We start from the raw sequence: 19,649 nt of genomic DNA on the forward strand, positions 1-19,649 counted from the left end.
GTCCCGCTCTTCGGTTAGCCTCCCGGAATTCCTTGGCGGAGGATGAACCTTTTTGGATCGATCGGCGACAGAGCAGACAGGAGCCAGGCGGCTCGACCGGCCATGACGGCGACGGAAACCGATCGCGCGCTTGTCGACCGGGTCGCGAAGGGCGACCGGGCCGCCGTGCGGCTCCTGTTCATGCGTCATCACGCGCGGGTCTACCGCTTCGTGGCGCGCCAGACGGGATCGGAAATGATGGCTGACGATATCGCGAACGAAGTGTTCCTCGAACTGTGGCGCCAGGCGCCGAGCTTCGAAGGGCGGTCCGAAGTCTCGACATGGCTGCTCGGCATCGCCCGCTTCAAGGCGCTCTCGCTGCTGCGCAAGAAGAAGGAAGACTGGATCGACGACGAGGCCGCCGCGGCGGTGCCCGACAGCGCCGACACGCCTGAGGTCGTCACCATGAAGGAGGACAAGGCCGCCGCCTTGCGCCGCCTCATCGACGCCTTGCCCGACGAGCACCGCACGGTGATCGACCTCGCCTATTATCAAGGGCAATCGGTGACCGAGATCGCACAGGTGCTCGGCATCCCGGTCGCGACCGTCAAGACCCGTATGTTCTACGCCCGCAAGAAACTCGGCGAAGCCTTGAAGGCCGCCGGTTACGACAGGGGGTGGCCATGAGCGCCGCTGAAAAGATGTCGCGCCGCGACGAAATGGAAACGCTGCTGCCGTTCTACCTGAACGGTTCGCTCGAAGGGTCGGATCTGGAAGCCATCGAAGAATGGCTGGCCACCGATCCGGCGGCACTTGTCGCGCTCGGCGAGGCGGAAGCCGAGTTCTCCGGCACGGCTGCAGCCAACGAGGCGATCCGCCCGCCGGCCGATGCGCTCAGCCGCTTCGCCAAGGCGCTCGACGCGGAGGCGGGGCCGGTTCGGGCGCCTGCAAGCGGATCCTGGTTGGCGCAGGCGTGGGGCCGCTTCATGGCGGTGCCGGTCGGCGTCGCCTGGGCGGCGGCCGCGGTGCTGCTGGCCTTGATCGCGGTCCAGTCTCTGGTGCAGCCTGGCGGCAAGGGCGGCAATTTCGAGATCGCCGGCGCACAAGACGATCTGGCCAAATTGCCGTTCGCGCTGGTCAAATTCAAGCCGGATGCCAGGATGGCCGATATTGCCGCCTTTCTCGACGCCAACAAGCTCAAGATCATCGGCGGACCGACCGCCGACGGCGTCTTCAGGCTCGCCATTCCGGCGACGACAGCCGCCGACTACGAGAAACTGCGGGGCCTTATTGCCGCGCAGCCTTTCGCGGAGGCTGTGATCGAGGGAAGGAAACCTGTTGATGGCGGTTGAGGCGGTCATTCGATTTGCGGCCATCCTGGCGGCGGCGATCACAATCGCCGCCGTGCCTGCGTCGGCGCAGGGCAACGATGCCACTCCCGACCGGACGAAAATCGATTGCAACAACGAGGCCAATTCGACCGCAGCCGACTGCGTCAACGACGGCAGCGATAAGGGTGGGTCGGGTGTAGCCCAGGCCGGCGCCGTTTTTCTGCCCGCCTTGATCGTCGACCTCTTCCCCAACCCGGTCGCCCTTCCTGCACCGGTGCCGATACCACGACCGGAGCCCGCGACAGCCCCCGCCGGGAACCAGGCAGGCCCGCCGTCCGGTGGCCCGATCATCTCGCCGACCGATCTCATCGCCGTCCAGTCGCGACGCGCCGTGACCGGCGACTTCGTACCCGACGAGGTGCTGGTGACCGTCGACGGCGATGCCGGAGCCGTGCAGCAGATCGCCGCGTCCTTCGGCCTTGAAGTGCGCTCGCAGCGCCAGTCCCGGCTGCTCGGCACCACGCTGGTGCGTTTCGGCATTCGCGATGGCCGCCCCGTCGGCGTCGTGCTGGCGCAGCTTGCCGCCGACGGCCGCACGCAGCGCCGCGAGCCCAACCATATCTATTCGCTGCAACAGGCGGCCGGCATCGTCAACTATGCCTTCGACCGTATCGCGCTCGACGCCAAACAGGCCAGTGGCGAGAACGTGCGTGTCGCCGTCATCGATACCGGCATCGACGATACCAATCCGGCTCTGGCCGGGGTCATCGCCGCGCAGTTCGACGCGATGCCCGACGTCCCGATCGAAAAGCGCGACCACGGCACTTCGATCGATGGTCTGATTGCCGGCGTCGGCCCGCTGGAAGGCATGGCGCCGGGCGCGAAAATCTACCACGCGCGTGCCTTCGAGGGCGGCAAGTCGACCATGGACGTCATCCTGTCGGCGCTCGACTGGGCGGCGGACCAGAATGTCAGCATCATCAATATGAGCTTCGTCGGCCCGAAAAACGACCTGCTCGGCACCGCCTGCCGTAATGCACGGGCGCTCGGCATGGTGCTGGTCGCCGCCGCCGGCAACAACGGCCCGAAGGCGCCCTATGGCTATCCGGCCGCCTTTGACGGTGTCATCGCGGTGACGGCCACCGACGCCAGTGACGGACTGATGCCGCAGGCCAATCGCGGCGCTTATGTCTTCATCTCGGCGCCGGGCGTCGAGATGGTGGCACCGAGCGGCGCCGGCTCGGACGTGGTGACGGGCACCTCGTTTGCCGCGGCGGTCGTCAGCGGCGCCATCGCCAACCTCATCCACGCCACGCCCGACCGCTCGGCCAACGACATCGAGAAGGCACTTGCGGCGACGGCGAGAGATCTCGGGCCCAAGGGACGCGACAATGATTTCGGCTACGGGTTGCTGGACCTTAAGGCGGCCGAGGCCGTGAGGGAATAGGTTTTCGCTTCAGGCGTCGATTTCGTCGATCTGCGGCCGATCAACCTGTCGCCAGTCGCCGGGTTCGACGGAATAGCAGAAGCAACGCGACTCCAAGACAAAGCCCGACGACAGCCAAACCGATTATTGCCAGTCATCGCATCAATACCGCCTGCTCATCGCTGCCAATAACCCGGTAAAGGCCGTTGATCTCGATCATTTCCGAGTTGGACAACCGCTTCTTGGGCAGCGTTCGATGCGCGCTAATGCGGGGTTAAGAGGGCACTCTGTTTTGGGGCGACCCTAGGCCGGCGCTCCCGCCACCGATCCCCTGACCACCAGGTCGACCGGCCAGACCTCGCCGCGCGCGCCCTCCTCCAGTCCCGATATCCGCGCCGCCAGCCGCTCGGCGATGCGCGCGCCGGCCAGCCGGATCGACGAGCGCGTCGTCGACAGCGGCACGGAAAAATTCTCCGGCTTCAGCCAGGGAAAGACGTCGTCATGGGCGATCAGCGAGATGTCGCCGGGAATGCTGAGGCCAAGGTCGCGCACCGCGCGCACGACGCCGAGCGCCATGATCAGGCTGGAGCAGGCGATTGCCGTCGGCGCGCCGTCCTGTTCAAGCAGGCGCCGGGCGGCGCGATAGCCGTTCTCCTCGGTCATGACGACGGAGCAGACATGGCGATCGTCCAATGTCAGGCCGCTTGCTGCCAGCGCCCGGCGCAGGCCGCGCTCGCGATGAATGGCGAAGGTCTCCCCGTCATCGCCATTGATCAGCGCCAGCCGCCGGTGGCCGAGCTGGACGAGCAGCCGGGCGGCCTCGTGGAAAGCGCCTTCATTGTCGATGTCGAGAAAGGGATAGTCGAAGTCCAAGCCCTCGCTGCGGCCATGGACGATGAAGGGAATGCCGAGCGTATTGACCAGCGCCACGCGCCGGTCGGCGGGCCTGGGCGACGAGATGTAGACGGCATCGACCTGCCGGTTGGCGACGATGCGCCGGTAGGTCGTCTCCTGATCGTCGGCGTCGGTCGGGGACAGGACAAGGTCGAGTTCGTGCGAACGGGCATAGTCGCCGAGGCCGGACAGGAATTCGACGAAGTGGGGGTCGATGTCGACGGCGGCACCCGTCGGCAGCACGTAGCCGATCATTCCGGACTTGCCCGTGGCCAGCCGACGCGCGCTCGGATTGGGGCGATAGCCGTGGCGCTTGGCGGCGTCCATGACGCGCCTGCGGGTTTCCTCGTTGACTTCGGGATAGCCGTTCAGCGCCCGGCTTACCGTCGTCTGCGAAAGCGCCAGCATATGTGCGAGTTGCTTGAGGTTCACGAGAGGCCTCCCTGCCTCAAAGCGCTTTTAGATTGAATCGACCCAAACACTACCCGAAATGCGGCCACATCGCAGAGACCATATGCGTGCGGGGGCCAGCTTTGAAACAGAAATTGCTGTTGCACCGCCAAAAAAGCATGTTGCGACGCACCTTTCGAGCGCAGACTGCTGGCAGTTAAATCGATTAGTTCGCGAGCACTCTTGACTCCTGATCGATTCAATGGCGAGATCGGCAAGGCCAAAGCGCTTTGGAAGACTCTTCGAAAGGTTGCGGTTCCCTTGCGAGTGAGTCACAGTCCTGCGGCGTCGGCGGGCGGAATGGAGGTTCCGTCCTGTATGTGTGACCCACTGGGAGGAATACCGATGAAGAAGTTGCTTTTGCTGGGCGTTGCGTCTGCCGCGTTCGCCCTGAGCGCGCCCGCGCAGGCCGAACTGAAGTTCAAGCCCGGCGAAGATCAGCACTTTCACTGGGCGAATTATGAAGACCTCAAGAAAGTCGACCTCAAGGGTGAGACCTTGTCGATCTTCGGCCCATGGCGTGGCGAGGACGAGGCGCTTGTCCGGTCGGTACTCGATTATTTCTCCGAGGCCACCGGCGCAGAGGTCAAATATTCCTCGTCCGAGAATTACGAGCAGCAGATCGTCATCGACACCCAGGCCGGCAGCCCGCCCAACATCGCCGTCCTGCCGCAGCCGGGCCTCATCCAGGACCTTGCTTCCAAGGGCGTGCTGACCCCGCTCGGCGACGACGTCGCGACCTGGGTCAAGGAGAATTACGCCGCCGGCGACTCCTGGGCCAAGCTCGGCACCTATACGGGCAAGGACGGCAAGCCGGGCTTCTATGCCTTTCCCTACAAGATCGACGTGAAGGGGCTTGTCTGGTACTCGCCCGACAATTTCGAGGAAGCCGGCTACAAGGTGCCGAAGACGCAGGAAGAACTGGCCGAGCTCGAAAAGAAGATCATCGCCGATGGCGGCAAGCCCTGGTGCATCGGCCTTGGCTCGGGCGGCGCGACCGGCTGGCCGGCGACCGACTGGGTCGAGGATATCATGCTCAGGACGCAGCCGCCTGAAGTCTACGACAAGTGGGTGAAGAACGAGATCCCATTCACCGATCCGGCAGTGGTCAACGCCATCGACATCTTCGGCAAGATCGCCACCGACGACAAGATGGTCGACGGCGGCGCCAAGGCGGTCGCGGCGACCGACTTCCGCGACAGCCCGAAGGGCCTCTTCACCGTGCCGCCGAAGTGCTACATGCACCATCAGGCATCGTTCATCCCTTCCTTCTTCCCGGAGGGCGTGAAGCTTGGCCAGGATGCGGACTTCTTCCCCTACCCGCCCTACGCCTCCAAGCCGGAACTCGGGACGCCGCTGGAAGTGGCCGGAACGCTGGTGATGATCACCAAGGATTCCAAGGCGTCGCGCGAATTCATCAAGTTCCTGCAGATGCCGCTCGCGCATGAATTGTGGATGGCGCAGAAGAGCTTCGTCACCCCCTTCAAGGGCGCCAACAAGGACGCCTATGGCAGCGATGCGTTGAAGAAGCAGGGCGAGATCCTGGTCGGCGCCACGACGGTGCGCTTCGACGGCTCCGACCTGATGCCCGGCAAGGTGGGCGCCGGCTCCTTCTGGACCGGCATGATCGACCTGGTCGGCGGCAAGTCCGCCCAGGACGTCGCAACCGACATCCAGAAGAGCTGGGACGCAATCAAGTAGGCCGCTGCGGCGAGACCTGATCCTTCCTGATCCTCCTACTGGATCCGGGCCACGGCCCGGATCCGACCGGCGGTGCATGCCGGAAGCCTTCGCGTTTCGATTGTTCCGAACAACTGAAAGTCGGCGTTTCCAGTCGCCAGCATCGCCTGGCCGGTCATGCGCAGGGAGAGGGACCCATGGCGACTCAGATTTTCTCGGCAATATTCGTCATCATCATCGGCGTCGGCGGCTGCGTCGCCTATTTCTGGGGCGCCAACAAACTGCTCGACCTGATCTTCCCCTCGCGTGGGGTGTCCGGGACGGCCGCCGTCAACAATCTGCGCCGGCAGGGATTGGTGCGGCCCTGGTTGTTCGTGGGTCCGGCGCTGATCATCCTGACCATCTACCTGATCTATCCGGTGATCGCGACGCTGTGGCTGTCTTTCTTCGACCGCGGCGGCACGAGTTTCGTGGGGTCCGCCAACTATGAGTGGGCGCTGCGCGATCCGGATCTGCGAAACGCCATCCGGAACAACATCCTGTGGCTGGCGGTGGTGCCGGCGGCCTGCACCTTCCTCGGCCTGATCATCGCCGTGCTCACCGACAAGATATGGTGGGGTACGATCGCCAAGAGCCTGATCTTCCTGCCGCTGGCGATCTCCTTCGTCGGCGCCAGCGTGATCTGGAAGTTCATCTACGAATATCGTGGCGAGGGCCAGATCCAGATCGGACTGCTCAACGCCATCATCCAGTATTTCGGCGGCCAGCCGCAGGTCTGGATATCGCTGCCGCTCTGGAACAATTTCTTCCTGATGATCATCCTGATCTGGATCCAGACCGGCTTCGCCATGGTCATCCTCTCCTCGGCGCTGCGCGGCATCCCCGAAGAAACACTGGAAGCGGCGGTCATAGACGGCGCCAATCCGTTCCAGATCTTCTGGAAGATCATGGTGCCGCAGATCTGGGGCACCATCGCGGTGGTATGGACCACCATCACCATCCTGGTGCTGAAGGTGTTCGACATCGTCCTGACCATGACCAACGGTCAATGGAACAGCCAGGTGCTGGCCAATCTGATGTTCGACTGGATGTTCCGCGGCGGCGGCGATTTCGGCCGCGGCGCGACCATTGCCATCATCATCATGATCGCCGTCATTCCGATCATGATCTGGAACATCCGCCAGGCCAACAAAGAGACGGGAGGACACTGAGATGGCCGTCGCGACCGGAAACTCCTTCGCCAGCCGTTTCGGCGTCCATATCGCGGTGCTCGTTTTCGTGGTGATCTGGACCATCCCCACGCTCGGCATCCTCGTCTCGTCGATACGCGACAAGGATCAGATCATCGCCTCGGGCTGGTGGAATTCGTTCGCCAGTTCCAGCCAGACCGAAGCCGGCCGCCTGCCGGCCGCCTCCACACAAGTAGAGAAGGACGGCAAGTTCGTTCTCCAGGGCAACATCTTCGGCGATGGGGCCAAGCGCGGCATCAGTGCCTTCGGCGTCAAGGCGGCGGCACCGACGCAGTATCCTGCCGGCACATCAGCCGATCTCGGCGACGGCGTCACCCTGCAACTCAACGCCGACGGCAGCTTCGTCATGGCCTCGCCCAAGGCATTCGAGGGCGACCGGGGCCAGCGCATCTACTACGCTTCGTCGGCACCGCCGAAATTCACCCCCGAAAACTATCAGACCGTGCTGTTCTCCGAAGGCATCGGCCGCTCCTTCATGAATTCGCTGACGGTCACCATCCCGGCGACCGTCATCCCGATCCTGATCGCGGCGTTTGCCGCCTATGCGCTGGCCTGGATGCGCTTTCCAGGCCGCGCGCTCTTGATCGCTGTCGTCATCGGCCTGCTGGTGGTGCCGCTGCAGATGTCGCTCATCCCGCTCCTGAAGCTCTACAACGGCGTCGGGACGTTCTTCGGCGTGCCGTCCAAGACCTATCTCGGCATCTGGCTGGCGCATACCGGTTTCGGCCTGCCCTTCGCCATCTATCTGCTCCGAAGCTACATTGCCGGCCTGCCGCGCGAGATCATGGAATCGGCGCGCATCGACGGCGCCAGCGATTTCGAGATCTTCGTCAAGATCGTGCTGCCGCTGTCCTTCCCGGTGCTTGCCTCCTTCGCCATCTTCCAATTCCTGTGGGTATGGAACGATCTCCTGGTGGCAATGGTTTTCCTCGGAACGGCGCCCGATCAGATCGTGCTGACGGCCAAGCTCAATGCGCTGCTCGGCTCGCGTGGCGGCAACTGGGAGATCCTGACGACATCGGCCTTCATCACCATCATCGTGCCGCTGATCGTCTTCTTCTCGCTGCAGCGTTATTTCGTCCGCGGGCTGCTGGCCGGCTCGGTGAAAGGAGGTTGAGACAATGCAATCGGCTTTGAAGGCGACTTCGAAACCAGACCCCGCCATTGATCGCGACTGGTGGCGGGGCGCGGTGATCTACCAGATCTATCCGCGCAGCTATCAGGACTCCAACGGCGACGGCATCGGTGACCTCAAGGGCATCATCGGCAGGCTGCCCTACATTGCCGCCCTTGGCGCGGATGCCATCTGGATTTCGCCTTTCTTCAAATCGCCAATGAAGGATTTCGGCTACGACGTCTCGGATTATTGTGACGTCGACCCGATGTTCGGCACGCTGGCCGACTTCGACGCGCTGACGGCGGAGGCGCACCGGCTGGGTCTCAAGGTGATGATCGACGAGGTGCTGTCGCATACCGCCGATATCCATCCCTGGTTCATGGAAAGTCGCTCGAGCCGCACCAATCCGAAGGCCGACTGGTATGTCTGGGCCGACGCAAGGCCCGACGGTACGCCGCCCAACAACTGGCTGTCGATCTTCGGCGGCTCGGCGTGGCAATGGGACACCAGCCGCCAGCAATATTACCTGCACAATTTCCTGGCCGAGCAGCCCGACCTCAACTTCCATAGCCGCCAAGTCCAGGACGCGCTGCTCGACGTCACCCGCTTCTGGCTGGAGCGCGGCGTCGACGGCTTCCGTCTCGATACCATCAATTTCTACTTCCACAGCCAGGGGCTGGAAAACAATCCGCCGCTGCCGCCGGAAGAGCGCAACGACCAGACCGCGCCGGCGGTCAACCCCTACAACTACCAGGATCATATCTACGACAAGAGCCGGCCGGAGAACCTTGCTTTCCTCGAGCGCTTCAGGGCGCTGCTCGACGAGTATCCGGCGACCGCCGCGGTCGGCGAAGTCGGCGATTCGCAGCGCGGGCTGGACGTGGTCGCCGCCTATACCGCCGGCGGCAAGCGCGTGCATATGTGCTATTCCTTCGACTTCCTGGCGCCGGAAAAGATCAGCGCCGCCAAAGTGCGCTCGGTGCTGGAAGGCTTTGGCAGGGTGGCCAGCGACGGCTGGTCGTGCTGGGCGTTTTCCAACCATGACGTGATGCGCCCCGCCTCGCGCTGGGCCGCCGATGAAGCCGACCCGTCCGCCTATCTCAAGGTCATCTCGGCATTGCTGATGTCGCTGCGCGGCTCAGTCTGCATCTACCAGGGCGAAGAACTCGGGCTCGGCGAGGCCGACCTGCGCTTCGAGGACCTGCAGGATCCCTACGGCATCCGCTTCTGGCCGGAATTCAAGGGCCGCGACGGCTGCCGCACGCCCATGGTGTGGGATGGCGGCGCCAGGAATGGAGGCTTCTCCCCGGCAAAACCCTGGCTGCCGGTGCCGGCCAAGCATCTGTCACAGGCGGTCAACGTGCAGCAAGGCGACGAGACCTCCCTGCTTGAGCATTACCGGCGCTTTCTCGCCTTCCGCCGCGCCCATCCGGCGCTGGCCAAGGGCGACATCACCTTCGTCGAAAGCGAGGGCGACACCGTCGCCTTCACCCGCCGGGCGGGCAATGAGGAGGTCGTCTGCGTTTTCAATCTGGGCGCCAGGCCGGCGAAGGTTGACCTCGGCAACCGAACCCTGCAACCTTTGGCGGGACACGGGTTTTCCGGGCAGGCGAGCACCGGTTCGGTCGAACTTGGCGGTTACGACGCCTGGTTCGGACGCATAGGCTGAAACATCTGAGGAATCACTGGAGGAAATCAATGGCCGATGTCAATTTGAGACAAGTGAAGAAGTCCTACGGCAATCTCAACATTCTCCACGGCATCGACCTCGACATCAAATCGGGCGAATTCATCGTCTTCGTCGGACCGTCGGGCTGCGGCAAGTCGACCTTGCTGCGCTCGATCGCCGGGCTTGAGGAAATCACCTCGGGTGAACTCAGGATCGACGGCCAGGTGGTCAACGACGTGCCGCCGTCGAAGCGCGGCATCGCCATGGTGTTCCAGTCCTATGCGCTCTACCCGCACATGACCGTCTACGACAACATGGCCTTCTCGATGAAGATCGGCAAGGAAAGCAAGTCCGAGATCGACAAGCGGGTACGGCAGGCAGCCGAGATCCTGCAGTTGACCAAATATCTCGACCGCCTGCCCAAGGCGATGTCCGGCGGCCAGCGTCAGCGTGTCGCCATCGGCCGCGCCATCGTGCGCAATCCGAAAGTGTTCCTGTTCGACGAACCGCTGTCGAACCTTGACGCGGCGCTGCGCGTCGCCACGCGCATCGAGATCGCCAAGCTCAAGGAATCGATGCCCAACACGACCATGATCTATGTCACGCACGACCAGGTCGAGGCGATGACGCTGGCCGACCGCATCGTCGTGCTGAAGGATGGCCACATCGAGCAGGTCGGCACGCCCATGGAGCTCTACAAGAACCCCGGCAACCTCTTCGTCGCCCAGTTCATCGGCTCACCGGCCATGAATATCCTGCCGGCGACGGTCGACAAGACGGGCAATCCGACCATCGTCAGTCATGTCGGCGGACGCAAGGCGACGGTACCGATAGCGACGCCTGCTTCAGCAAAGGGAGCGGCGGTCAGCTTCGGCGTGCGGCCGGAAGATCTCGCGATCGCCAGTGGTAGCGATTATCTGTTCGAGGGGACGGTCGATTATCTCGAGCAGCTCGGTGAGGTTCAGCTGGTCTATATCGACATCGGCCGTGCCGACCTGCCGCTGGTGACCAAGTTGCCGGGCAATGTCGAGGTCAAGCGCGGCTCGACGCTGCGGCTGACCGCCAATGCCGGCGACCTTCATATCTTCGATGCGGATGGACGGTCGTTCGCCCTGCAGGAAGCGGAAGCAAAAGCCGCCTGAGACCACAAGCTGTCTTGACAACGCAAAAAGAGAGCGGCGGGCAAGCCCGCCGCTCTCTTTTGTATATCACCACGGCTGGTTAGTTGCTGCCGAAGAGGTTGCGGTCTGCGCCCTGAGGGGCGGACTTCTGTACGTCGCCCGACGAATTGAGCAGCTTGTAGACAGGCGATTCGCTCTTGCGGGTCGAGCCCGTATGCGAGGTGTCGACGTTGACGGTCGCCAGCTTGTTGATGTCGGTGTCGCCAACGTTGTCGTTGCCGGCATAGGCGCTGCCAGCGGCAATCAGAAGAGCGGCGGCGGTAAGAACAATCTTTTTCATTTTGGTACTCCGATTTTTTCGAATTCAAGGGGCGGGCTGATCGCGCCGTCCTTGCTTGAAGAGATGTTAGTTGTTGCCGAACAGGTTGCGATCGGCGCCGTGCTGGACGGGCTCCTGGCTGGCAGGAGCCGACTTGTCGACCGACGCGGTGTACGAGTTGTCCACCGCGGCGGCAGGCTGGTTGGCACCGTTGGAGCCATAGTTGTCGCTGGCAAAAGCGCTGCCGGAAATGGCCAGAACGGCGGCGGCGGCAATAAGGATCTTGTTCATTTTAGACACTCCTGAATTTCTTGAATTCCACCGGATCGGCGGGCAAGCCCGCCGTCCGTGGGGACAGGCCGTTAGCGGCCGAAGAGGTTGCGATCGCTGCCCTGAGCAGGCGTCTGAGCAACAGGCTCCGACGTCTTGGTGGAGGTGGAAGCGGTGTACGAGCTGTCCACCGCGGCAGCAGGCTGGTTGGCGCCGTTCGAACCGTAATTGTCGCTACCAGCGAAGGCGCTGCCGGAAACAGCCAGAAGGGCGGCGGCAGTGAGAATGATCTTTTTCATTTTTTGGTACTCCAGTATTTTTCCATCCGTCTAGCGGCGTGTCTTGGGATTAAATCGCGTCGTTCGGACAGCCCCGATGTGGGAGAGCACCCTTGCCGTTTCCAATCACGAAGTTGTTCAGCGTGGACCATGACTCCACCACTTGAAATTGTACCAGCGCTTTCCACATCTCTTATTTTCTCGTGTAATATCAAATTGTTAGCTTAAAGCAGCACCTCGATCACCAACTGTGTCGGAGGCTCGGCGTTCACAGCGTCTTGCACGCACCGTCAACAGAAACGAACCGTTCGGTTCGATTTTAGTCCCTGCTAATAGTCACTTTTTGAAACCGTTAACCTATTTGCTGCCGGCAAAAGGGTGGAAGAGGGTGCCGGCGCGGCTTGGCGACAGAAGGCGATTCCAACGGCTACAAGCCTGTCATGACGATCCAGCATGCGTGTCGCGCCGCATGGATGCGATGTCGCTTTCGTGCCGATGTCGCAAAGCCTGTCGTGGTTAGATCGGGCATCTCAGGTGCCGCTGCGAGACGACGGAGTGGAGAATTGGGAAGCCGGTCAGATTCCGGCGCTGCCCCCGCAACGGTGGTGGAGTTCAAGTCGCAACGGGAGACCACTGGGCGAAAGCCTGGGAAGGTGTCGCGATGGTCCGCAAGGACAACTCCAGAGCCCGGAAACCAGCCCGAGATCGCTAGAACTCGACTGATCGCGGTGGGCGGTCAAGAGGCGGATGGTGTTTGTCCGGCTTTTCGCCGATCTGCGCCCAGTCCTTCCTCAATCACCACCAGTTCAGTCCTTGAAACTGAGGACAGGACATGGACGCGCGCAACGACATGCTGAGGCTCTTGAACAGCCGCAGACAAGGCTTTTCGCTGGAACAGCCCTTTTACACCGACCCGGACTACTTCAAGCTGGACATGGAGTTGATCTGGTATCGCGACTGGCTGTTCATCGGCCATGATTGCGAATTGCCCAAGCCGGGCAGCTTCATCACCGTGCAGATCGGCGATTATCCGGTCGTGCTGGTGCGCGATCAGCAGGGCAAGATCAACGCCTTCCACAATTCCTGCCGCCATCGCGGCAGCCGCGTCTGCAACAGTGACAAGGGCACGGCCGCCAAACTGGTCTGTCCCTATCACCAATGGACCTACGAGCTCGACGGCCGGCTGCTGTTCGCCCGCCAGATGGCCGATGGATTCGACAAGAGCCAGTACGGCCTGAAGCCCGTCGCCTGCGAAAGCGTTGGCGGCTACATCTTCATCTGTCTGGCCAGCGAGCCCGCCGATTTCGCGCCGATGCGGGCGATGATCGAGCCCTACCTTTTGCCGCACCGGCTGCGTGAGGCAAAAGTCGCCTTCGAGAGCACCATCATCGAGAAGGGCAACTGGAAGCTGGTCTGGGAAAACAACCGCGAATGCTATCATTGCGCCGGCAACCATCCCGAACTCTGCAAGACCTTCCCGGAAGCACCGACGGTGACCGGCGTGCAAGGCGCCGACAGCGATCCGGAGATGCTGGCGCACTGGGCGAAATGCGAATCGGTCGGCCTGCCGAGCAAGTTCCGCATCGATCCGGCCGGCCAGTATCGCGCGACCCGCGCGCCGCTGCTGCGCGATGCCGTCAGCTACACGATGACGGGAAAGCGCGCGGTCGAGAGGAATCTTTCCGACAGCGTTTCAACCGACCGCATCGGTTCGTTGCTGCTTTACCACTATCCGACCACCTGGAACCACATCCTGGGCGACCACGCCGTCACCTTCCGGGTGCTGCCGATCAGCGCCACGGAAACGGCGGTGACGACCAAATGGCTGGTGCATAAGGATGCGGTCGAGGGCGTCGATTACGATCTCGCAGAACTCACCCATGTCTGGACCGAGACCAACGACCAGGATCGCCGCATCGTCGAGGAAAACGCCTTCGGCATCCTGTCGCCGGCGTATGAGCCAGGCCCCTATTCGGAGCTGCATGAGGGCGGCGTGATCCAGTTCGTCGAGTGGTACGCGTCCTTCATCGGGCCACGGCTTGCCGAAGGCGGCCGGCCGGCCCTGCGCAGCGTTGCCTAAGGCATATCGCTAAAGACGGCGGTTTTGGGCATGCGCGGAACAAAAGGGACAACAGGATGAATGCGATGACGGACCTCGGCCTCTATCGCCATCTCGACCAGATGGCGCCCTGGAACGACAGGCTGCAGGTGCTGGAAGTGACCGGCGTCACCGACGAGGCGCCCGACGTGAAGACATTCACCTTCCGCTCCGACAACCAGACCTGGTTCCGCTACAAGCCGGGCCAGTTCGTGACGCTGGAATTGCCGACACCGGACGGGCCGCTGATGCGCACCTATACGCTGTCATCGTCACCGTCGCGGCCATTCTCGATCGCGGTGACGGTGAAGGCGCAGGTGGGCAGCATCGGCACACGCTGGATGTTCGATCACCTGGCGCCCGGCTCGCACGTCAAGGCCTATGGACCAGGCGGCGACTTTTCACTGCACAGCCATCCGGCGGCGAAATATCTGTTCATCTCGGCCGGTTCGGGCGTGACGCCGATGATGTCGATGCTGCGCTGGCTGAACGACTGCGCGCCATGGACCGATGTCGGCTTCGTCAACTGCGCGCGGCGCCCGGAAGAGATCATCTTCCGCAAGGAGCTGGAGCTGCTCGGCGGCCACATGCCGGGCCTGTCGCTCGGCTTCATGATCGAGGAACGGTCGAGCCGCGAGCGCTGGTATGGCCATATGGGCCGCATCGACGCTATCCGGTTGCCGCTGCTGGCGCCCGATTTCCGCGAACGCGAAATCTTCTGCTGCGGCCCCGATCCCTTCATGCGCGCCGTGCGCGGCATGCTCGAAGCCGCCGGCTTCGACATGGCAAAGTACCATCAGGAGAGCTTTGCCGCGCCGACCGTTGAGGAAATCCCGGTGCCATTCGCGGCGCCGGCGCAGGACGGTGTGGCTGTCCCCGTCGAAGCCGCAACGCCGATCCGCTTCGCGCTTTCGGACGTCGACGCCGGCTGTGTCGCCGGCCAGACCGTGCTGCAGACGGCGCGTGCTTCGGGCGTGCGGATACCGGCGGCCTGCGAATTCGGCCTGTGCGGAACCTGCAAGGTGAAGAAAGTCTCCGGCAGCGTCGAGATGAGCCACAATGGCGGCATCCTCGATCACGAGATCGATGATGGCTTCATCCTGGCCTGCTGTTCAAAGCCACTGTCGGCACTGGAAATCGAGGCTTGATCTGCCCGGCCTTCGACTGATCCGGGAATGGTCCGCGCCTTGCCGGCGATGGTTACCTTGCCAAGGAAGACCCGAAAGTTTACAGCCGTTGTCGGTGGAAGCGGTCCTGCTGGCGGGCAGGAAAATGCAGAGCGGGGCAACAATGATGCATGAATCCCATGCCTATGCGGTTGCGAGCCGGGATATCGTTTTCGAATCCTTCGATGGCGAAGCCGTGGTGCTCAACCTTGCCAATGGCAAATATTTCGGCTTCTCGGATTCCGGCAGCAAGGTGTGGCAGGCGCTTTCGTCCGGAGCGGACGCCCAGGCTCTGATCGGGCTGGCCGCGGGCGGCTCGACAATAGGCCAGGCCGAACTCGAACACTTCATATCCCAATTGCTCGAACTGGGTTTGCTGGTGCGTTCGGAAGCGACGGCGCAGCCACTGCCAGGCGAATTGCCAGCCGAGCTTGCCGCCACGAACGAACCGCTCAATGTGAGCATTCACGACGACCTCGCCGATCTGATCGTCGTCGATCCCATCCATGAGGTCGAGGAACCCCTTGGCTGGCCGGCGGTCAAGCAGGCTTCCTGACGGGCCGGCCGCGGCCGTGATGGAAAGGCGCTTGATGCCGCGCGTCACGCTCGAAACCTTGCCCGAGTACGCCCGGTATCTCATCGCCGCCGCTGAAGGCGCGGCCCCGCGCTATCCGACCACACGAAAGGTTCGCCTGCCCCGGCTGGAACTGACCGCGCATCTCGGCCACGGCGTGCTTGCCGATGCACTAAACCATGCATTTGTCGAGGCCGGTCATGATCAGCCCGAACCGTCCGTGTGCCGCATCTTCATCGCTCATCCCGGCATCGACGGCATCCCGGAGCCGGCGCGATGGGGCGATGCGCATTTCACCGAGCACGGTTTTGCCAAACGGCTCGCCGAAGCCGGGCTGCGCGGCCACTATTTCCACGACCTGGATTTCTGGCAGATCTACGATCCGCAACATTGCATTGGCGTGCAGCTGATGGCCTCGGCCGATGCCTTTCCGCCCTGGGAGCCGGGAGCACCATTGCGCGCCTTCCTGCATTGGGAATATGCCGCGCGCGGCATGCGGCTGACCCATGCCGGCACGCTCGGCATCGAGGGCAAGGGCATCCTGCTCGCCGGCTCTGGCGGGGTCGGGAAATCCGGCACCGTCGCCGCCGGCCTGCTCAACGGACTCGACAGTGTCGGCGACGACTACGTGCTGATCAATCTCGCCGGAGGCGTGACCGCGTGGCCCCTTTTCTCGACGCTGAAGCAGGACGCGCTAGGTTTCGCGCGGCTGGGCCTGCAACAGCGGCTAACGGCGCAAGGCCCGCTGAACTGGCAGGGCAAGCACATGTTTCACGTCGATGACATCGCGCCTGGGCCGGTGCCCGCGATGCTGGACATCGTTGCGTTGATGGTGCCACATATCAGCGGTGGCGGAGCAAGTTCGATCATGCCGGTGTCGCGCAGGGATGCCATGATTGCCTTGGCGCCGTCCGGCATCGCCCAGATGCCGGGCGAGCGCGAAAGCGGCTTTCGCTTCTTCAGCGAATTGACGCGCCACCTGCCCTGCTTTCGTTTGTCCCTCGGCACCGACCCGGCAGAGATCGCCGGCACGATCGAGGTTTTCCTGACACGAGGCGCCTGGTGAAGCTCAGCGTGATCATGCCGGTGTACAATCGCGAGGCCTATGTCGGCGCCGCGCTGCGCTCGCTGCTCAGGCAAGGCGACGCCGCCGACCTCGACATCATCGTCATCGATGATGGTTCGACCGATCGCTCGGTCGAGGCCGTGCGCGCGATGATCGATGATCATTCCTGCATCCGGCTGTTCCAGCAGCAGAACATGGGCGTGACGCGGGCGCGCAACAGCGGGCTCAGGCAGCTCAAACCCGAGGCGGAACTGGTGTCGTTCCTCGATTCGGACGACATCTCGCCAGCCGGACGCTTCAAGGCCGATGTCGAGCTTTTCCGGAAGAATTCCGATCTCGATCTGACCTATTCAAGGATGATGCTGGTCGACAAGATCGACGACGGGACCCTGGAGCCCACGGCGGATAGCAACAGCATCACGGTTCGTGGCATTCATCTGTCGGCGGCGATCTTCGCGCGCCGGCTCGTCGCGCGCATAGGCGATTTCGACGAGGATTTCGTCCAGGCCGAAGATACCGACTACCTGCTGCGCGGTTTTGAGATCGGCCCCAGATACGTGCTTCCCGACACGGTCGCGCTTTATTACAGACGGCATGCGGGCAACATGACGAGGCAAGAGGACGTCCAGTCGCGGGAATTCCTGCGCGCTATCTATAAATCGATGAAGCGGCGCAAGGCCGACCCGACGCTGCGGCCGATCGAAGGTATCTTCGAGCTCGACAAACTTTCGGATTGGCGATCCCTGTGATGGACGGATACGGCGTCGTCATACCCGCCTTCAACGCCAGCGGCACCATCGCCGAGACGCTGCGATCGGTCGCGGCCCAGACGGTACGGCCGGAACTGGTGGTGATCGTCGATGACGGATCAACGGATGATCTCGCCGCGGCGATCGGCGGAACGGACCTGCCGCTGCAATTGCTGCGCCAGGCAAATGCCGGACCGGGCAGCGCCACGACCAGAGGCATCGCCGCGCTGTCGGCGCCGTTCATCGCGACGCTCGACGCCGACGACCTTTGGCTGCCGACCAAAATCGAGCGCCAGCTTGCATATCTGCGAGGATCGCCCGGTACATCGGGCGTCTTCTGCCATTTGCGGACCTTCCGCAACGACCGGCCGGACGCGCCCGAGGACGCCACCGTACCCGGCTGGTCGCGGACCACGATGCTGATCCGGCGCGAGGTCGCCGAGAGCGTCGGACCAGTCGTCGATCCGCCGGGCGGCCGCGGCGAAATGATCGACTGGATCGCTAGGGCACGCGAGGCGGGCCGTGCCCTCGACATGATGGAAGAGGTGCTGGCGCTGCGTCGCATCAGGCCCGGCAGCCTGTCATACGGGCGCGATGCGACGCGCGACCGCGGCTACCTCGAAGTGGCGCGGCTGGCCATGCTGCGACGGGCCCGGAACAAGGCCGGCGCGGGCTGATGGCGCGCATCCGCCGCATCAGCCGACGCTTCCCGGACTATGGCTGGTCCTGGCCGACGGGCGGGCTCGACCAGTTGCTCAAGGCCGCGCTTCTTGCCGATGAGGACGCAGCCGCCGCTTGCGCGATGCAGTGGCTAAGCGCCAACGATATCGATCTCGTCTCCTTCAGGGAACATCGGCTGCTGGCCGCCATCTGCGACCGGTTCGGCCGGAAATTGGCCGGCCATTCCGCCTATCCACGTCTTGTCGGCCTGCAAAAGATGCTGTGGACCAAGTCGCGCATGGCGATGCGCGAGGCCGAACCGGCGCTGCAGGCGATGACGGACGCCGGATGCCTGGTGATGCTGATCAAGGGTGCCAGCCGCATTGCCTTGAACGCATCGGCGCAACGTGGCCGGGTGGCGCACGACATCGACATATTGGTGCGACCGCAGGACATGCCGGCGGCGTTCGACGTGCTGCGCGACCGCGACTGGCAGATCGCCACCGGGGTGAGCCCGCAATATCTGAGGACAAGACTGGCGTCGCTGCGCTCGATGAACTTCTTCAAGGGCAATTACGGCGACATCGACCTGCACCAGCTTGCCTATGACGGTTCGCAGCAAAGTGACGAGGACGACCAGGCGATCTGGCGGCGAGCGGCGGCGGCCGAATTCAGCGGCGTCGGCGTGCTGGTGCCGTCGCCTGCGGACCGCATCGCGCTCGCCATCGCGCATGGCGGGCTCGACGCCCACACGCACAGCGACTGGCTGGTCGATTGCGCGGTGGCCATTCGCGCCGGCGATGTCGACTGGGACGTGTTCCTCGACGTTGTCGCCAGGCGTGGCCTTGCCGTGGCCGCGGCGGTGGCGCTCTCCTACCTCGCGCTCGATATTGGCGTGGCGGTGCCGGACAGGGTGCTGGCGCGCGCGCTTGACATGGCCGACCGCAGCGGCCTTTCGCGCTGGTCGGCGGTGCTGCAGGCCAAGCCGCGAACCGATTTCGGCAGGCTGGCCTGGCTGTCGCGTGGTTTTGCCAAGCAGTTGCGGCTGAGACGCAAGAGCGGCCGGCTGCGGCAGGAGCCGCCCGCCAGGGCATGGCGCGGCAAAGCATGGCGCGGCGAGCCAGAGGGACCGTCGCCCCTGGTCTTCTCGCAGACCATACCTTGCCCGCCGGCGGTGGGAGAGATGATGCTGGACATTACGGTCAGGATCAGCGTTCCGCCGGTCCGGCGCCGCATCGAAATGGAGATCAACCGGGATGACGACCACGTCGCCCGGCTGCGTGCCATGGCCATCAGCCGGTCCGGTGGGGAAAGGGTGCTGCGCTTTCGCGGCAAGGTTATAGTCGACGGCCGGCAGCAGGCCTTGACGCTGGAGGCGCGGCCATCGCGGCAATTCCGCCAGTGGGATGATCAGGCGACGGTCGCCGCCTATGGCGCATTGCCTTTCCATCTGGTCTCGGCGGCCTTTTCGCCGCTGCGCTGAGACGAAAGCGGCATCTGTTCGCTATGACTATGATGTCTGGCGCGCCTGCAGCCGGTTCCCGCGTTCGCG

19 protein-coding genes and 1 riboswitch are annotated in these 19,649 nt (G+C 63.4%); of the genes, 15 read left to right on the plus strand and 4 right to left on the minus strand.

The genetic code is table 11. The annotated features are described in order from the left end of the window. Positions 1 to 102 precede the first annotated feature (102 nt). Genes O7A70_RS20655 through O7A70_RS20665 form a run of 3 tightly spaced genes read left to right on the plus strand, consistent with a single transcriptional unit; the run spans position 103 to position 2,757 of the window. Complete coding sequence (locus O7A70_RS20655) at positions 103 to 666, plus strand: sigma-70 family RNA polymerase sigma factor (RefSeq protein ID WP_337142030.1); 564 nt, start codon at positions 103 to 105, stop codon at positions 664 to 666. Next, positions 663 to 1,331 (plus strand): anti-sigma factor, encoded by a 669-nt coding sequence (locus O7A70_RS20660; protein WP_337142031.1) that lies wholly within the window; start codon positions 663 to 665, stop codon positions 1,329 to 1,331. The genes O7A70_RS20655 and O7A70_RS20660 overlap by 4 nt, the downstream gene beginning before the upstream one ends. Further along, positions 1,321 to 2,757 carry a S8 family serine peptidase gene (locus O7A70_RS20665; protein WP_337142033.1) on the plus strand — a complete coding sequence of 479 codons (1,437 nt, stop codon included), beginning with the start codon at positions 1,321 to 1,323 and terminating at the stop codon, positions 2,755 to 2,757. The genes O7A70_RS20660 and O7A70_RS20665 overlap by 11 nt, the downstream gene beginning before the upstream one ends. A 282-nt stretch (positions 2,758 to 3,039) precedes the next feature. Here O7A70_RS20665 and O7A70_RS20670 read toward each other — a convergent pair whose 3' ends face one another. Further along, positions 3,040 to 4,062 carry a LacI family DNA-binding transcriptional regulator gene (locus tag O7A70_RS20670; protein ID WP_337142034.1) on the minus strand — a complete coding sequence of 341 codons (1,023 nt, stop codon included), beginning with the start codon at positions 4,060 to 4,062 and terminating at the stop codon, positions 3,040 to 3,042. A gap of 363 nt (positions 4,063 to 4,425) precedes the next feature. Here O7A70_RS20670 and O7A70_RS20675 point away from each other — a divergent pair, with 363 nt between their 5' ends. From O7A70_RS20675 to O7A70_RS20695, 5 genes are all read left to right on the plus strand, one after another. Beyond that, positions 4,426 to 5,781 (plus strand): ABC transporter substrate-binding protein, encoded by a 1,356-nt coding sequence (locus O7A70_RS20675; protein WP_027142762.1) that lies wholly within the window; start codon positions 4,426 to 4,428, stop codon positions 5,779 to 5,781. Positions 5,782 to 5,957: 176 nt separating this feature from the next. Continuing rightward, positions 5,958 to 6,971, plus strand: a complete 1,014-nt coding sequence (locus O7A70_RS20680) for a carbohydrate ABC transporter permease (RefSeq protein ID WP_337132268.1) — start codon at positions 5,958 to 5,960, stop codon at positions 6,969 to 6,971. Between the two features lies 1 nt (position 6,972). Further along, on the plus strand, positions 6,973 to 8,127 hold the full coding sequence (locus O7A70_RS20685) for a carbohydrate ABC transporter permease (protein WP_027142760.1): 1,155 nt from the start codon (positions 6,973 to 6,975) through the stop codon (positions 8,125 to 8,127). 4 nt (positions 8,128 to 8,131) lie between these two features. After that, positions 8,132 to 9,796, plus strand: a complete 1,665-nt coding sequence (gene bglA, locus O7A70_RS20690; protein ID WP_337142035.1) for a beta-galactosidase BglA — start codon at positions 8,132 to 8,134, stop codon at positions 9,794 to 9,796. A gap of 29 nt (positions 9,797 to 9,825) precedes the next feature. Next, a complete protein-coding gene (locus O7A70_RS20695) occupies positions 9,826 to 10,938 on the plus strand; it encodes an ABC transporter ATP-binding protein (protein ID WP_337142036.1) in 1,113 nt (370 codons plus the stop codon). A 79-nt stretch (positions 10,939 to 11,017) separates the two neighbouring features. Here O7A70_RS20695 and O7A70_RS20700 read toward each other — a convergent pair whose 3' ends face one another. From O7A70_RS20700 to O7A70_RS20710, 3 genes are all read right to left on the minus strand, one after another. Continuing rightward, positions 11,018 to 11,257: a DUF680 domain-containing protein gene (locus O7A70_RS20700; protein ID WP_337142037.1), complete on the minus strand. Its 240-nt coding sequence runs from the start codon at positions 11,255 to 11,257 to the stop codon at positions 11,018 to 11,020. A gap of 66 nt (positions 11,258 to 11,323) precedes the next feature. Next, positions 11,324 to 11,527, minus strand: coding sequence for a DUF680 domain-containing protein (locus O7A70_RS20705; RefSeq protein WP_140716316.1), 204 nt, complete (start codon positions 11,525 to 11,527; stop codon positions 11,324 to 11,326). A 71-nt stretch (positions 11,528 to 11,598) separates the two neighbouring features. Beyond that, positions 11,599 to 11,805, minus strand: a complete 207-nt coding sequence (locus O7A70_RS20710; protein ID WP_337104582.1) for a DUF680 domain-containing protein — start codon at positions 11,803 to 11,805, stop codon at positions 11,599 to 11,601. A 494-nt stretch (positions 11,806 to 12,299) separates the two neighbouring features. Further along, positions 12,300 to 12,501: riboswitch (cobalamin riboswitch) on the plus strand. Between the two features lie 115 nt (positions 12,502 to 12,616). Here O7A70_RS20710 and O7A70_RS20715 point away from each other — a divergent pair. The 7 genes from O7A70_RS20715 (at position 12,617) to O7A70_RS20745 (ending at position 19,580) form a co-directional block, all read left to right on the plus strand. Beyond that, on the plus strand, positions 12,617 to 13,864 hold the full coding sequence (locus O7A70_RS20715; protein WP_337142038.1) for an aromatic ring-hydroxylating oxygenase subunit alpha: 1,248 nt from the start codon (positions 12,617 to 12,619) through the stop codon (positions 13,862 to 13,864). Between the two features lie 65 nt (positions 13,865 to 13,929). Further along, positions 13,930 to 15,030 (plus strand): hybrid-cluster NAD(P)-dependent oxidoreductase, encoded by a 1,101-nt coding sequence (locus O7A70_RS20720; RefSeq protein ID WP_337142039.1) that lies wholly within the window; start codon positions 13,930 to 13,932, stop codon positions 15,028 to 15,030. Between the two features lie 142 nt (positions 15,031 to 15,172). Then, entirely contained in the window at positions 15,173 to 15,604 is a 432-nt protein-coding gene (locus O7A70_RS20725; RefSeq protein WP_337142040.1) for a PqqD family protein, read from the plus strand. A gap of 34 nt (positions 15,605 to 15,638) precedes the next feature. Further along, positions 15,639 to 16,688: a serine kinase gene (locus tag O7A70_RS20730; RefSeq protein WP_337142042.1), complete on the plus strand. Its 1,050-nt coding sequence runs from the start codon at positions 15,639 to 15,641 to the stop codon at positions 16,686 to 16,688. Next, the gene (locus O7A70_RS20735) at positions 16,685 to 17,437 is read left to right on the plus strand and encodes a glycosyltransferase family 2 protein (RefSeq protein ID WP_337142043.1); all 753 of its coding nucleotides are present in this window, start codon (positions 16,685 to 16,687) and stop codon (positions 17,435 to 17,437) included. Before O7A70_RS20730 ends, O7A70_RS20735 begins: the two co-directional genes overlap by 4 nt. Beyond that, on the plus strand, positions 17,437 to 18,114 hold the full coding sequence (locus O7A70_RS20740) for a glycosyltransferase family 2 protein (RefSeq protein ID WP_337142045.1): 678 nt from the start codon (positions 17,437 to 17,439) through the stop codon (positions 18,112 to 18,114). Before O7A70_RS20735 ends, O7A70_RS20740 begins: the two co-directional genes overlap by 1 nt. Further along, complete coding sequence (locus tag O7A70_RS20745) at positions 18,114 to 19,580, plus strand: nucleotidyltransferase family protein (protein ID WP_337142047.1); 1,467 nt, start codon at positions 18,114 to 18,116, stop codon at positions 19,578 to 19,580. Before O7A70_RS20740 ends, O7A70_RS20745 begins: the two co-directional genes overlap by 1 nt. Positions 19,581 to 19,649: the final 69 nt, after the last annotated feature.

Source organism: Mesorhizobium sp. Cs1299R1N1 (genome assembly GCF_037179655.1).
Classification (GTDB): Bacteria; Pseudomonadota; Alphaproteobacteria; order Rhizobiales; family Rhizobiaceae; genus Mesorhizobium; species Mesorhizobium salmacidum.

What these genes read in the sequence shown, in the direction of transcription:
- O7A70_RS20655 (WP_337142030.1), top strand. Translation starts at nt 103, where the DNA reads ATGACGGCGACGGAAACCGATCGCGCGCTTGTCGACCGGGTCGCGAAG.
- O7A70_RS20660 (WP_337142031.1), top strand. Translation starts at nt 663, where the DNA reads ATGAGCGCCGCTGAAAAGATGTCGCGCCGCGACGAAATGGAAACGCTG.
- O7A70_RS20665 (WP_337142033.1), top strand. Translation starts at nt 1,321, where the DNA reads ATGGCGGTTGAGGCGGTCATTCGATTTGCGGCCATCCTGGCGGCGGCG.
- O7A70_RS20675 (WP_027142762.1), top strand. Translation starts at nt 4,426, where the DNA reads ATGAAGAAGTTGCTTTTGCTGGGCGTTGCGTCTGCCGCGTTCGCCCTG.
- O7A70_RS20680 (WP_337132268.1), top strand. Translation starts at nt 5,958, where the DNA reads ATGGCGACTCAGATTTTCTCGGCAATATTCGTCATCATCATCGGCGTC.
- O7A70_RS20685 (WP_027142760.1), top strand. Translation starts at nt 6,973, where the DNA reads ATGGCCGTCGCGACCGGAAACTCCTTCGCCAGCCGTTTCGGCGTCCAT.
- bglA (WP_337142035.1), top strand. Translation starts at nt 8,132, where the DNA reads ATGCAATCGGCTTTGAAGGCGACTTCGAAACCAGACCCCGCCATTGAT.
- O7A70_RS20695 (WP_337142036.1), top strand. Translation starts at nt 9,826, where the DNA reads ATGGCCGATGTCAATTTGAGACAAGTGAAGAAGTCCTACGGCAATCTC.
- O7A70_RS20700 (WP_337142037.1), bottom strand. Translation starts at nt 11,257, where the DNA reads ATGAAAAAGATTGTTCTTACCGCCGCCGCTCTTCTGATTGCCGCTGGC.
- O7A70_RS20705 (WP_140716316.1), bottom strand. Translation starts at nt 11,527, where the DNA reads ATGAACAAGATCCTTATTGCCGCCGCCGCCGTTCTGGCCATTTCCGGC.
- O7A70_RS20710 (WP_337104582.1), bottom strand. Translation starts at nt 11,805, where the DNA reads ATGAAAAAGATCATTCTCACTGCCGCCGCCCTTCTGGCTGTTTCCGGC.
- O7A70_RS20715 (WP_337142038.1), top strand. Translation starts at nt 12,617, where the DNA reads ATGGACGCGCGCAACGACATGCTGAGGCTCTTGAACAGCCGCAGACAA.
- O7A70_RS20720 (WP_337142039.1), top strand. Translation starts at nt 13,930, where the DNA reads ATGACGGACCTCGGCCTCTATCGCCATCTCGACCAGATGGCGCCCTGG.
- O7A70_RS20725 (WP_337142040.1), top strand. Translation starts at nt 15,173, where the DNA reads ATGATGCATGAATCCCATGCCTATGCGGTTGCGAGCCGGGATATCGTT.
- O7A70_RS20730 (WP_337142042.1), top strand. Translation starts at nt 15,639, where the DNA reads ATGCCGCGCGTCACGCTCGAAACCTTGCCCGAGTACGCCCGGTATCTC.
- O7A70_RS20740 (WP_337142045.1), top strand. Translation starts at nt 17,437, where the DNA reads ATGGACGGATACGGCGTCGTCATACCCGCCTTCAACGCCAGCGGCACC.
- O7A70_RS20745 (WP_337142047.1), top strand. Translation starts at nt 18,114, where the DNA reads ATGGCGCGCATCCGCCGCATCAGCCGACGCTTCCCGGACTATGGCTGG.